The sequence below is a fragment of the Staphylococcus sp. B1(2026) genome, assembly GCF_058895785.1.
In genome coordinates, this window is record NZ_JBZXTS010000036.1 from 1 (window position 1) to 13,874 (window position 13,874).

Sequence of the window (13,874 nt, forward strand, 5' to 3'; positions counted from 1 at the left end):
ATAGGCTACATCGCAATTAATTCATAATAATATTAAATTGACAACTTTTTTTGAAAAAATAGATATTATTGTTTATGAAAAAAAGATTAAAAAAATGTTGAAATATTACAAAATGAACTTATCAGAAGATTATTTTGTAATTGTAATTATTGATATGTTAATTATAAAAAATAGATATCAAAAAAAATTGTTTAAACATTGTTCATTAATTAATAATGAAATAAAAACAACAACTGTTTATCAATGTGCAGAAGATTTATTAATCAATTTACATAATATAGAGGAAGATGAAATTATAGCATTTTCCGAAACATTATTAGCAGTAGGTTGGCAATGTAATTTACCAATATTTAATCAACACTTTAATCAACAATTGGACTACTTGTTAAATAAAGTAGCAAATATATTAATGATAGATGATATTGCTAAGGATCAGTATTTAATCAATTCACTATTACAGCATCTACGTCCAATGATTTTTAGATTATATCGTTATATTCATTTAAAAAATAATCTATTAGAAGAAGTGAAAAAACAATATACAACATTGTTTAATATTTTGTGGTTATCTATGCGTGACTTTGTATCAGTTTATAAAATAGATTTAACAGATGATGAATTAGCTTATATTGTTCTATATTTTCAAATTGTAATAGAGCGTATTAATCCTCCTTTGAATATTGCTATCGTCTGTCAAAATGGGATAGCAAGTTCAGAATTGATTATGAATAAATTGCGAAGAGTATTTCATAAGGATGATTATTTGATTAAAGTGACTTTAGCAGATTTAGTAAATTACGATGTTAATCAGATGGATTTGATTGTGAGTACTATTAGATTACCTAAATTACCAGTTAAAGTAATAGAAGTAGGTCCCATTATTTCTTCAAAAGAATTAAGAGATATTAAAGATGCTTATGATAATTTAACTTCGGCTAATCAGCGAGTATTAAAGGTAGCTTTGAATATGCAAACATTCGATGTCTTAAGTTTGGAAAGTTTATTAAATCAAAAAATCTTAATCCATAAACAAGGGCGTCATTATTATGATATTTTAGAACAATTAATAGAAGTTGCACATAATGATAATAAACAACATAAAGAGTTTAGAGATTCTATTTATCAAAGAGAAAAATTGGGAAGTACGAGTATTTATACTGGAGTTGCATTACCTCATTGTGATCCAAAACATGTGAAAAAATCAGAATTAATTATTATGACTTTAAATAAACCAATACAATGGGGGGTCAATAAAGTAAGTTGTGTTATTTTAATCGCCATTGCTGAACAAGATATTAGTTTCTTTAAATCGGGATTGATGAGTTTATACACAGTTCTAGAAAATAATAAATTTATTCAAACATTGAGTCAACTACAGACAAACGAAGAAATTAAACAATATATTTTAGAGGAGGTGAAAATTAATGTTCGATCATGAAATTTTTGAATTGAGTATACAAACAGTTACTTCGAAGCAAGAAGCATTAACGTATTTAGCGCAACGATTATTGAATAAAAATTGTGTTAAAGAAAGTTATGTTGACTCAGTTATTTTAAGAGAAGAAATTTTTCCAACGGGATTACAATTTGAAAATTATGGTATTGCGATACCACATACAGACAGTGAGCATGTTAATCAATCTCAAATTGCTGTTATGACTTTATCTAAACCAATTGAATTTGTACATATGGCTAGTGATAATATAATTGTTAAAGTAAATACAATTTTTATGTTAGCTTTGAAAGAAGCACACGAACAATTAAATATATTACAAAAATTATTGTCATTATTACAAGATTCACAAGCAATGGCAAGTATCTCAACTTTATGTAATGATGAACAATCAAAACAAGAGTTAATTAAATTACTCGTAAGTAAAGGTATTAAATAAAGGAGGAAAAGAGATGTTAGCAATATTTCAAAAATTTATTGATTTAGGTGCGATTGTCGTATTGCCTATATTAGTATTTATTTTCGGAGCTTTATTGGGAACAAAATTAAAAAAAGCTTTTGTATCAGGTTTAATGGTAGGAATTGGTTTTGTAGGACTTAATATGGTTGTAGATTTGTTAGGTGGAAGTTTAGGACCAGCAGCACAAGAAATGGTTAAACGTTTTGGTTTGAATTTAACAACAATTGATGTGGGATGGCCTGCAGCGGCAGCAATTTCTTATGGTACATTATTAGGAAGTTTGGCAATACCAATAGGTATAGGTATTAATTTATTATTATTATTTTTAAGATTAACTAAAACATTAATGGTAGATATGTGGAATTTTTGGCATGCTGCTTTTGTAGCATCTTTAGTTTATATATCAACAAATGATTTTGCATTAGGTTTATATGTTACTATTACTTATTTAGTTATGATCTACTTACTTGGAGATATTATTGCACCTACTATTAAAAAATTTTATGGTTTTCCAAATATTACTTTTCCACACGGTACATCTGCACCAGGATTTTTAATTGCAATGCCATTGAATTGGTTATTTGATCGTATTCCAGGATTTAATAAAATTAAAGCAAGTCCTGAAAGTATTCAAAAACGTTTTGGTATTTTTGGAGAAAGTACTGTACTGGGGTTAATTATAGGTATTGTTATGGGGATATTGGCAAATTATGAATTAAAAGATATTTTACAATTAGGTGTGAAAATGTCAGCTGTTATGGTTTTAATGCCACGTATGGTTGCATTATTAATGGAAGGACTGACACCAATATCTGAAGCGGCAAATCAATTTGTTCAGAAGCGTTTTCCAGGAAGAGAAGTTAATATTGAAATGGATTCTGCTTTGTCAGTAGGACATCCAACAGTATTATCAAGCTCATTGTTATTAGTTACAATTACTATTTTATTAGCGGTGATTTTACCAGGAAATAAAACTTTACCGTTTGGTGATTTAGCAACTATTCCATTTGTTGTTTGTTTAATGTCAGCAGTATTTAGAGGTAATATTGTTCGTACAGTTTTAGGTGGTACAATTTATATTGTAACAATTTTATATATTACTTCATGGGTAGCAACGCTAGTTACTAAAGCAGCACAAGCAGCTAATTTTGATTTAGGTGGAAACACAAGTATTACTGCAATGGCTGAAGGAGGCTTATGGCCAACATTATTATTTGTTTTTAGTGGTCAACATTCACCTTGGATAATGGTAACAATAATTTTAGTTATTTCATTAGTAGGTTTATATTATGTTAATAGAGTTAAAGAAGAGTAATTAAAATGAAAAAAATATTAATTATGTGTGGTTCAGGAATAGCGACGTCTACGATTGTAACAAATAAAGTAAAAGAATGGTTAGATATTAATGGTTATGGAGATAAAGTAAAATTATTCCAATCTAAAGTAGCTGAAGAAATCAATCGTTTAAATGATTATGACATCGTTATTAGTACAACTGTTGTGCCAGATAATATGAAAAGTGAAGTGATTATGGGATTACCATTATTAACAAATATAGGTATGGAGGATTTATGGTGTCAATTAGAAGAAAAATTAAATAAATAAATTCTTATGAGTAACTGGGATTACATTGATTCTCAGTTGCTTCTTTTTTATGTTATAATTTACTGATAAGAGGAGTGTGATTTCAAATGAAAACTTTAGATTATTTACAACAATTATTAGCAATACCGTCACCAACAGGTTATACAAAAGACATTCAACATTATTTAGTTGAATTATTAATAAAATTAGGTTATCAACCTCAAGTAACGAATAAGGGTAGTGTGATTGTTACTGTTAAAGGTAAAAATGATCAGCAACATCGGATTATAACAGCACATGTTGATACATTAGGTGCAATTGTTCGTGCGATTCAACCAGAAGGACGTTTAAAACTTGATAAAATAGGTGGCTTTCCATGGAATATGATTGAAGGTGAAAATTGTACGATACATATTGCAAGTAATGAGAGTACAGTGACAGGGACAATATTATTACATCAAACAAGCTGTCATGTATATCGAGAAGCAGGTACTGTTGAACGTACACAAGAAAATATGGAAATACGTTTAGATAGTCGAGAAAATCCACGTGATTTGGGTATTGATGTAGGAGATTTTATTAGCTTTGAGCCGAGAACAATTGTGACGGATACGGGTTATATAAAAAGTAGATTTTTAGATGATAAAGTTAGTGCAGCTATTTTATTGAATCTGTTACGTGAATATCAAGTGCAAAATATTACTTTGCCTGTCACAACACAATTTATTTTTTCTGTTTTTGAAGAAGTTGGTCATGGTGGTAATTCAAGTTTATCAGATAAAGCAGTTGAATATGTAGCAGTTGATATGGGTGCGATAGGTGATGATCAACAAACAGATGAATATACGGTATCAATTTGTGTCAAAGATGCTTCAGGTCCTTATCATTATGATTTGCGTCAACATTTTGTTAAACTAGCTAAAATGAACAATATTCCTTATAAGCTAGATATTTATCCTTATTATGGTTCGGATGCTTCTGGTGCCATGCGTGCAGGTGCTGAAGTTAAGCATGGTTTATTAGGTGCGGGTATTGAGTCAAGTCACTCTTATGAACGTACACATATGCATTCTATTGAAGCAACAGAGCAATTAGTTAATGTTTACTTACAAAGTGAACTTGTTAAATAAAAGTGATATTTAAGACCGCAAGATAAATCGTTTCTACATAAAAAAATAGATAGTAAATAACGAGGTGATTAAGTGGGAGTTGTAGATTGTGCTAGATATAACTCAAAAATAAGAGGTTTACATTATTATTTAAATAATTATGTTTTAAGTTTAGAAAGAATTGATGAATATCAATATAAAGCAAAAGTTAAAGGTAATTATTTAAAATTTTATGATGTGTTGTATCATGATAAACATCCTACAAAATGTCAATGTAATTGTCTTCATGCACAATCAGGTGTAAGAACAGTATGTAAGCATATGGTTGCTGTATTTTATGCGATTTATCCTGATAAAGCAAATAAGATAATAAAACAACAATACGAATATGAATTAGAGAGACGAGAAGAACAACATTATCATGAAGAAGAATATAATGAACGTCTAGCTGAAGTGACTGCAGAAGTTGAATTATTGTCAATAGAAGAGTTAAGAGAACTAGCTATTAATTATAAAATGTCTAATTACTATGATGATGAAGATGACGAATATGACGAGTATGATGAGGATCAAGAATTTTTTGAAGTATATTTTGAAGATAATTATGATGATTAGATAAGGAGGAATCATGACGACATTACAACAAGTACAGGCATTGTATAAAGACTACCCTGAAATACCTTATATTTCTTCACAAAGAGATATGGACAAGTTCATGAGTGAGGTGAGTCAAAATTCGAGTAAATTAGTACCTAAACGTAATATGATAAGATTAAAAGAAGGTATTTTACCAGGTCATATTATTTTATTGTGGCGTATTCAATTTGGTACGTATACTTCAGAAACCATTAATCCTAAATATTTTGAATATACTTATGGTATTGATGCTGTAAAAGCATTACATGAATTAATTGAAGCGGGCTATGTTAAACAATTAACAGCGAGTGAATCACTATGTTATATTAATGCAAATCAATTAAAACAATGGCTAAAAACAAAAGATGTTAAAGGTTTATCAAAATTAAAAAGAAAAGAATTAGATGAATTAATGTATCAATTATATGATGATAGTCAGTTAGCACAGTTATATACTATTCGTGGTTATCGATTAACATCACAAGGACAAAAAGTGTTTGATCATTATCCAGAGATAGTTGATAAACATCCACAAAAGAAATTTTAAGGTGAGAAAATGATTTTATACCAACAAATTTTAACAACACCATTAGGTAATATGATAGCTATAACATCACAAGATGCTGTATATAGTTTACGATTTGAAGATAGTCAACCTTATCAATGGCGTCAATCAGTAGAAATTATTGAACAAGAAACAAAGATTCATCAACAATTACACCAACAATTGAAAGATTATTTTGCAAAGAAAATTGAAAGATTTTCTATACCTATTAAATTATTAGGAACAACATTTCAAAATGAAGTGTGGCATCACTTAATGAAGGTAGATTATAGTGAGACATTAACTTATCAGCAATTAGCTTGTCAGCTAGAAGGTAAAGCATGTGCGAGAGCAGTTGGGACAGCAGTTGCTAAAAATCCCATTTATTTGCTAGTGCCTTGTCATAGAATTATTAGATCAGATGGTAAATTAGGTGAATATGGTGGGAATAAACGTCGTAAAAAAATATTATACGAATTGGAGCGATAATAATGGTATGAGCGATAATTTCAATTGCATTTATTATTAGTAGTATAAGCACAGCTTATCATTTTTTATCTAAAAATGATCGTAAAAAATAGGATTGGACAACTAAGCCAACCCTATTTTTTATTTATCTAATGCTTCACAAGCTGCTTTGAAATCAGCTACAAATTTATCTACTTGTGCATAATCTTCTTTTGTTTCAACAATAATATCAATTTTAACATCAGTAGTGACATGATTAGCACCGACGCTAACTAGACGCTCAGCTAAAATATCACCAGCATTACAGAATGTTTCGTATAATGTATCTCCTGTACCTAATACACCAAATGGTTTACCTGTTAAATCTAAATCTAAAACTTCTTCATAGAAGTCTTCCATTTCATCAGGTAATTCACCATCACCATAAGTAAAAGTACCAATAACGAAAGCATCAGCATCTGCTAAGTCTTCTGTATCAAAATCGTCAATATCTATCACTTCAACATCAGCGTCTTCATAAGCTTCTTCAAATTTTTCGACGAACAATTCAACTAATGCTTCTGTATTACCTGTAATTGTTGCATAAATAACTTTTACGTTTACCATGTTTTTTATTATCCTTTCTATTCATTTGAACAATCTTCATTATAAATTTTAATAAGCATGAAAGCAAATAAAAAATTATATTTGTTCAATTTGTTCTTCTATTTCTAACCATGTTGTATTTGCATCTTCTAAATCTTGTTCGATTTGTTGACGTTGACCATTTAATTGCTGCATAGTTTCTAATTGTTCATACATATCAGGCTGTGATAATTGTTCGTCAATTGTTTGTAATTGTTGCTCAAAAATTTCAATCGTCGTCATGATTTGGTCACGTTGACGTTCTAATTTTCTTAATTTATTTTTTTGTTCTTTATTATAGTAATAGTTATTCTGTGTATTAGTTTGAGTCGTAGATGTTACTTCTTTGACTTCAAGCTGCTGTTTTTTCTCAAGGAAGTAATCATAATTTCCTTCAAGTATTAAAACACCTTCAGGTGTAATTTCTATAATTTTAGTAGCTAATCGATTAATAAAATAACGATCGTGTGATACAAAGACTAAAGTACCTTCATAATTTATTAATGCTTGTTCTAATACTTCTTTACTATTAATGTCAAGATGGTTAGTTGGCTCATCTAATAATAAAGTATTATTTTGTTGTAGCATTAAGCGTGCTAATTGGATACGTGATTTTTCACCACCGCTTAGACCAGTAATTTGTTTTTTAACATCCTCACCACTAAATAAAAATTGACCTAAAATTGTACGAATGGTCGTTTCAGACAGTAGTGGATAATCATCCCATAATTCATTTAATACATCTTTGTTAGAAGTGAATTCGGCTTGTTTTTGATCAAAATAACCGATATCTAAATTAGCACCTTCATAGATTTTCCCGTCAAGTGCGGGTAGCAATTTAGCTAATGTTTTGAGCAATGTAGATTTACCAATACCATTAGGGCCGACAATAGCAATGCGTTCTTTTTTGAAAATATTAAAAGTTAAGGCTGGTGCTAATGCCTTCGTATAACCAATGAGTAAGTCTTGTATACGAAATACATCATTACCACTTTCTTTATTAATTTTAAAAGAAAAGTTTGCTTTTTTATCATCACGAAGTGGTGAATCCATACGTTCGATTTTATCTAGTACTTTTTGACGACTTTTAGCCATGCCAGTAGTAGAGGCACGTGCAATATTTTTTTGAACAAATGTTTCTAATTTTTTAATTTCTTGTTGTTGTGCTTCAAAAGCTTTCACCTGTTTATCATAGTCTTGTTCATATTGTTTAAGAAAATTTGAATAATTACCGACGTATTTAGTGAGTTTACCTTGCGATAAATGATAAATTTGATTTACTGTTTTATTTAAGAAATATCTATCATGCGATACAATAATTAGGGCACCAGGGTATTTTGATAAGTAATCTTCTAGCCAAGCTGTTGTAGCCATATCTAAATGGTTAGTCGGTTCATCTAAAATTAAAATATCAGGATTAATTAACAACATTTTTGCAAGAGATAACCGTGTTTTTTGACCACCACTAAATTCGGAAATACGACGATGATAATCTTGTTTAGTAAAATTTAAACCATTTAAAATTGATTTGATTTTAGTGTGATATTGATACCCACCTTGATGTTCATATTGTTGTTGAAGCTGGTCTAATTGTTGAATTTTATTTTGATAATTAGATGAATTTGCTTCATCTTGGTGTTGATTAAGCCAGGTTGTTAAGATTTCTATTTGTTGTTCAATCATTAATAAATGTTGAAAAGGCGCTAACATTTCATCCCAAACAATTAAATTATCGTTGACCATGAATTGTTGGGCAAGATAACCGATAGTTACATCTTTAGGTTTTGAGATTGTACCGCTATCATATTGTGTTTGACCTACAATGATTTTTAATAGTGTTGATTTACCTGCACCATTTTTACCTACAATAGCAATACGATCGTGTGTTTTAAGTTCTAATTTTAAATTATCGAAAAGTTTATCTGCACCAAAATATTTTGCAATATTTGATAATTGTAATAATATCATCGTATTTAGCCTTTCTTATTTTATATATGAAATAGTATAACATATGGTAAAAAATCAAAAAAGTAAAACAAACAAGATTTAGTAAGATGATGGTGATAGATATGTGATATAATTGAAGTGAAATTTTAATGTAGTTGAATTAATTTGTAAGGAGAAAAAATATGGTAACAGATGTAAGAACACAGAATTTAAAACAAAGTGTAATAAAATCCTCATCAAAAGTGGCTGGGTTATTATTTTTAATTTTTATTCCTCAAATTGTCTTCAGTATTATTTATATCATCGGTATATTTGCGTTAACAAAAGGTCAGGTTGACAATGCACAATTAATGAATGATGTATTAGGTATACCGTATATTTTAGCAACAATTATTAATATCGCTATTGTTTATTGGTTTAGAAAACCCCATTATTTTATTAAAGACATTATGTATCAACGTCAATCAATGAATTTTCCTATATGGTTGTTAGTCATTGTGCTAATTTTATCTATTGGTATGTTAGTACAAATTTTAGAATACATTTTAATGAAATTTGGTATTTCAATTTCAGCGACATACTATGAAACGTTTAATGACATTGTTTATACACCTTATAATATTATTTATATTGGTATTTTAGGACCTATTGCCGAAGAAATTATTTTTCGTGGTGCAGTATTAAGAAGTTTTTTACCTTATGGCCGAAATTTTGCAATTATTAGTTCGTCTATTTTATTTGGCTTAATGCATTGTGACAGTTTGCAATTTTTTTCTGCGGGACTTTTAGGAATTGTTTTAGCTATTATTGCGATTAATTATGGAATGCGTTGGACAATTGCTATTCATATATTCAATAATTTGGTCTTAGCGATAGGTATTAGTTTATTAAACGAACAAATTCAAACGTATTTTACTTATGTAGCTTATTTATGTCCGTTGATAATGATTGGTGTAGCTTATTATTATCGTGATCAAATTCAGCAGTATTATCAAGAAGGACGTGTTAATTATACAGTATTTAAATATTGGTTAACTTCTAAATTAATGTTAAGTTGGTTGATTTTAACAGTGATAGCTACTATTTTATCATGCGTATTATTATAAAAAAAGCAGTTCATTAGAACTGTTCTTTTTTATAATAATTATTAATATTCACCAAAAAGACATAAAATAGGCGAATTTTTAATCATTTTAAATTTAAATTCTGTATTATACTTTACATTGAGAATCGTTTTCATTAATATTTATATTAAAGTCTTGATGATGAGACGATTGAATCGTAAAGGAGAGGATATATGAAAAAAATTGTAATGATTGTGAGTTTATTGTTTGTGTTTTTATTATCCACAGTAGCTCAAGCGAAGGTGCAGAATAAAGAAGTTGATTATACAATACTGAAACATCAATCTCATGATGTTTCTATTGCAAATGACTATTTTAACAAACCTATTGTCATTGAGCAGCAAGAGGATTTTTATATAATTAGTTTTTCTGTCAATCATAGTCATTGGATTAGTGAAATTACATTAAATGGACAGCCAGCCAATGATGTAAAAAATGATAAGCAATTAGCAGACACTGTGATATATAGTTTTAAGTTAGATAAATTATCTCAAGAAATACCAGCAACAATAAAAGTTGATATTGAAGAAGAGATTAGCGGTGATGCCTTGTCTTATCATAATAAATATCCGATTACATTTAAAATTAATTTAACATCACAAGAGATTAATGAATTAAATAATCAATTAAATTCAAATACTTACATAATCGGTGTACTGATCATTGGTGCGAGTTTGTGTAGTTTATTAATTTATAAATTGATTAGAGGAAGGAAGAAAATTAATGAAAATTAATAAGTTGACACTTTCATTATCGTCAATCATGCTAGCTACTGCTATTGCTTATCCAACTTATGCCGTTGATTTAACACAATTAAATCAACAGAAAGATAAATTAGTACAAGAAATTAATCAATTGAAATCGGAAGAACAAACTTTGGTGCAAACATCAGTGGGTATTACGATTTTAAAAGAAAACCAATCAGATATATCAATTATGCAAAACTATATTTTATCGCCAGCAGATGTACAGTTACAAACAGATGGTAGCTATTTAGTTCATCTAACAATTAAAGATCCAAGTTATTGGAAATCATTAGTTATTAATGGTGTTGATGCAGTGATGATTAGTGAAAATGGTGATACAGCAGTTGTTGAATTTACAGTGGCAACATTAACAGAATTAGCGACAGTAAGTAGTCATATTGTAGTACCTAGTGTTAATTATGATAATAATTATGTGACTTATTTACAATTTGATACAAATGATGCTACAAAATTAAAAATGCCAAAAGATGATAAATTAGTTGCACTAAATGTTGAATTAGAGAAAATTAATCAACAAATTGAACAAGTTGAAACTAAGAATAAAACAACAGATAAAGAAGAGTTGACAAGTGAGTTACATCATGAACAAAAATCAAGTGATAAAGAAATCACAAGTCAAAGTAAAATGAAAAAATCAACACCACAATCACCTAAGAATAAATTACCAATGCCGATATTTGTTGTTGGTGTAGTTGTACCTATTTTAGTTATAGGTGCATGGTTAATGAGAAAGAAGCGTAAGAGATGATTAAAAGTAAGATGATGAAGTTAAGTATGGTAGTCTCAATGATGTTGTTAACATCATGTCAGTCTACACAACATCAAGCTAACAATAATACTGCCATCATTTCTACCACAGTCGCAACAACAGAAGTATTAGACCAATTAGATGTAACATTAGTAGGTAAGCCAACAACTTCTGAAAGCTTACCTGATAAATATCAAAGTGTGCCAGAAATAGGTCAAGCTAAAAATTTAGATGTAGAAAAGATTAAAGTCTTAAAACCGACTAAAATATTATCTTTAGAAAGTATTCGTGCCGAAACACAAGACACATTTAAACAAATAGGTATTGAAGCAGATTATTATAATTTTGACACAGTTGATAAAATGATGAATGCTATTACACAAATGGGTCAAGATTTTAATAGAACTACACAAGCTAAAAAACTGAATGAACGTTTTCAACATACACTTCAACAAGTTAAAAGCCAACATGTTGAGAAGCGACCTAAAGTCTTAGTGCTAATGGGTGTACCAGGTAGTTATTTAGTAGCAACTAATCAATCTTATATAGGAAATATGGTTGAATTATTAGGTGCAGAAAATGTTGTTCAAAGTCAAGATACTGCATATTTATCATCTAATACAGAGTATTTAAATAGTGTAAAACCAGATATTATTTTACGTCAAGCACATGCTATGCCTAAACAAGTCACAACTATGTTTAATGAACAATTTAAAACTAATCAAATTTGGAAAAATATGCCCGCAGTAAAAACTAATCAAGTATATGATTTAAATCCAAAGCTTTTTGGGATTAATGCGCGTATCAATGCTGATGAGGCAATGAAGGAATTGTATTATATTTTATATGGAGTGCAATTGCATGATGAAAAATAAAATGATTTATTTGATTAGTATCGTTGCATTAGTGATTGCTGTAATCATAGCTTTAAATACAGGTTCAATATCTTTGAATGCTCAAGATTTGCAATCTTTATTTTCTCAACAATGGTCAGATAATTTACAGGCCGTTATAGATTTAAGATTACCTAGAATTATTTTAAGTTTATTTGTTGGTGCTGCCTTAGCAGTATCAGGTTTGTTGTTACAAATTATTTTTCGTAATCCATTAGTTGATCCGAGTATTATAGGTATTAATGCAGGCGCATTGGTCGTTAAATTGATTATTTTATTCGTCATTCCACAGTTATTGTTGATAAGTACGCTATTATCTTTTTTAGGTGGTTTAGCAGTGTTCTTATTGATATATAAAATAGTTGATAAAGGTCATTTTCATCCTTTAAAAATATTAATGACTGGTGTAGCAATGAATGCCTTATTAAATGCTCTCTTAGATATTTTTAAATTGAATCCACTAAATAATGTGCCACAAAATTTAAGTCAAAAAACTTGGTCAGATGTAGTAATTGTAGTAATTATAGTGATCGTATTGTTGTTAATTTTGTGGATAATGAGAAAAATAGTAGATGTTTTGCACTTAAGTGATGAAATGATGATAGGTTTAGGTGTATCAGTAAAGAAAGTAAGAATAAGTTTATCGTTGATAGCAATTATATTAGCGAGTTTAATTACTGCTGTTGTGGGTAATATAGCTTTTATTGGTTTATTAGTACCAGCAGTTGCTAAAAGATTAGTAGGTTATCGTTTTATACAAGTTTTACCTTTATCAATTTTATTAGGTGGATTATTGTTAATTGTAGCGGATACTATTGGTCGAATGGTTTTATCACCAATTGAAATTTCAGCAAGTATTATATTAGCTTTTATTGGCGCACCATTTTTAATAGTATTAATAAAAAAAGAAATTAAATATTAAAAATATAGAAAGAAGGTATTATATATGAATAAATTTTTGAAAATGATGAGTGTAATTGCTTTAGGTAGTGGATTGATTTTAGCACCTATTTCACCTATTGCATTAGCAGAACAACCGACAACGACAGAAGTACAAGATGGTGTCAATGTCCATGTATTAGATGGTACAGGAACTAAAGATTCTATAATGAATAATTTTATGGAAGGAACACAAGCACAATTAGTAACAGAGAATGGTGTTAAATATATCCAAGTAACTGAAAAAATGGCTAGTGCATGGGAATCATTCACTGTTAATGGTGTTGAAGCTCAAGTTGTCACTCATGACAGTACTAATGATACACGTGTTGTACGTTTTGTATATTCTGGTGAAAATACAATTAATGCTCATGTCGTAGTTAATGCACCAGCGTTAAACTATCATGGAAGTTATGATGTTATTTTACAATTGTCAAATATACCTCAAAAAAATGTGCAACCTGAGACTACAGAAGAAACAACTTCACAAGAGGTAGCACAACCGACACCGACAGAAACAACATCGCAAGAAGTAACACAACCAACAATAAGTGAAACAACAGAAAATGTTTACTTAT

16 protein-coding genes are annotated in these 13,874 nt (G+C 29.1%); 14 read left to right on the forward strand and 2 right to left on the reverse strand.

Annotated elements, in window-relative coordinates:
- The first annotated feature begins 94 nt into the window (after positions 1 to 94).
- The 8 genes from AC5EAH_RS06215 (at position 95) to AC5EAH_RS06250 (ending at position 6,275) form a co-directional block, all read left to right on the forward strand.
- Positions 95 to 1,438, forward strand: coding sequence for a BglG family transcription antiterminator (locus AC5EAH_RS06215; RefSeq protein WP_493493908.1), 1,344 nt, complete (start codon positions 95 to 97; stop codon positions 1,436 to 1,438).
- On the forward strand, positions 1,425 to 1,892 hold the full coding sequence (locus tag AC5EAH_RS06220) for a PTS sugar transporter subunit IIA (protein WP_493493909.1): 468 nt from the start codon (positions 1,425 to 1,427) through the stop codon (positions 1,890 to 1,892). Before AC5EAH_RS06215 ends, AC5EAH_RS06220 begins: the two co-directional genes overlap by 14 nt.
- Positions 1,893 to 1,905: 13 nt before the next feature.
- A complete protein-coding gene (locus AC5EAH_RS06225) occupies positions 1,906 to 3,228 on the forward strand; it encodes a PTS galactitol transporter subunit IIC (protein WP_493493910.1) in 1,323 nt (440 codons plus the stop codon).
- 5 nt (positions 3,229 to 3,233) lie between these two features.
- Positions 3,234 to 3,518: a PTS sugar transporter subunit IIB gene (locus AC5EAH_RS06230; RefSeq protein WP_493493911.1), complete on the forward strand. Its 285-nt coding sequence runs from the start codon at positions 3,234 to 3,236 to the stop codon at positions 3,516 to 3,518.
- Positions 3,519 to 3,604: 86 nt separating this feature from the next.
- Entirely contained in the window at positions 3,605 to 4,627 is a 1,023-nt protein-coding gene (locus AC5EAH_RS06235; RefSeq protein ID WP_493493912.1) for a M42 family metallopeptidase, read from the forward strand.
- A 72-nt stretch (positions 4,628 to 4,699) separates the two neighbouring features.
- Entirely contained in the window at positions 4,700 to 5,221 is a 522-nt protein-coding gene (locus tag AC5EAH_RS06240) for an SWIM zinc finger family protein (protein WP_493493913.1), read from the forward strand.
- A gap of 13 nt (positions 5,222 to 5,234) precedes the next feature.
- Complete coding sequence (locus AC5EAH_RS06245; protein WP_493493914.1) at positions 5,235 to 5,789, forward strand: hypothetical protein; 555 nt, start codon at positions 5,235 to 5,237, stop codon at positions 5,787 to 5,789.
- A gap of 9 nt (positions 5,790 to 5,798) precedes the next feature.
- Complete coding sequence (locus tag AC5EAH_RS06250) at positions 5,799 to 6,275, forward strand: methylated-DNA--[protein]-cysteine S-methyltransferase (protein ID WP_493493915.1); 477 nt, start codon at positions 5,799 to 5,801, stop codon at positions 6,273 to 6,275.
- Positions 6,276 to 6,395: 120 nt separating this feature from the next.
- Here the strand turns inward: AC5EAH_RS06250 and AC5EAH_RS06255 are convergent, their stop codons facing one another.
- Both AC5EAH_RS06255 and AC5EAH_RS06260 read right to left on the reverse strand, forming a co-directional pair.
- Positions 6,396 to 6,860, reverse strand: a complete 465-nt coding sequence (locus AC5EAH_RS06255; RefSeq protein ID WP_493493916.1) for a flavodoxin domain-containing protein — start codon at positions 6,858 to 6,860, stop codon at positions 6,396 to 6,398.
- A 75-nt stretch (positions 6,861 to 6,935) separates the two neighbouring features.
- Positions 6,936 to 8,846, reverse strand: a complete 1,911-nt coding sequence (locus AC5EAH_RS06260; protein WP_493493917.1) for an ABC-F family ATP-binding cassette domain-containing protein — start codon at positions 8,844 to 8,846, stop codon at positions 6,936 to 6,938.
- 161 nt (positions 8,847 to 9,007) lie between these two features.
- On the opposite strand from AC5EAH_RS06260, the gene AC5EAH_RS06265 reads away from it, so the two are divergent.
- The 6 genes from AC5EAH_RS06265 to AC5EAH_RS06290 form a co-directional block, all read left to right on the forward strand.
- Complete coding sequence (locus tag AC5EAH_RS06265; protein ID WP_493493918.1) at positions 9,008 to 9,931, forward strand: CPBP family intramembrane glutamic endopeptidase; 924 nt, start codon at positions 9,008 to 9,010, stop codon at positions 9,929 to 9,931.
- Positions 9,932 to 10,122: 191 nt separating this feature from the next.
- Positions 10,123 to 10,683: an NEAT domain-containing protein gene (locus tag AC5EAH_RS06270; protein WP_493493919.1), complete on the forward strand. Its 561-nt coding sequence runs from the start codon at positions 10,123 to 10,125 to the stop codon at positions 10,681 to 10,683.
- On the forward strand, positions 10,673 to 11,464 hold the full coding sequence (locus AC5EAH_RS06275; RefSeq protein WP_493493920.1) for an NEAT domain-containing protein: 792 nt from the start codon (positions 10,673 to 10,675) through the stop codon (positions 11,462 to 11,464). Before AC5EAH_RS06270 ends, AC5EAH_RS06275 begins: the two co-directional genes overlap by 11 nt.
- Entirely contained in the window at positions 11,461 to 12,339 is an 879-nt protein-coding gene (gene isdE / locus AC5EAH_RS06280) for a heme ABC transporter substrate-binding protein IsdE (RefSeq protein ID WP_493493921.1), read from the forward strand. Before AC5EAH_RS06275 ends, isdE begins: the two co-directional genes overlap by 4 nt.
- A complete protein-coding gene (locus AC5EAH_RS06285) occupies positions 12,326 to 13,279 on the forward strand; it encodes a FecCD family ABC transporter permease (RefSeq protein ID WP_493493922.1) in 954 nt (317 codons plus the stop codon). The genes isdE and AC5EAH_RS06285 overlap by 14 nt, the downstream gene beginning before the upstream one ends.
- Positions 13,280 to 13,303: 24 nt before the next feature.
- Positions 13,304 to 13,874: NEAT domain-containing protein (locus AC5EAH_RS06290; RefSeq protein ID WP_493493923.1), on the forward strand; the 571-nt coding region annotated here is incomplete at its 3' end.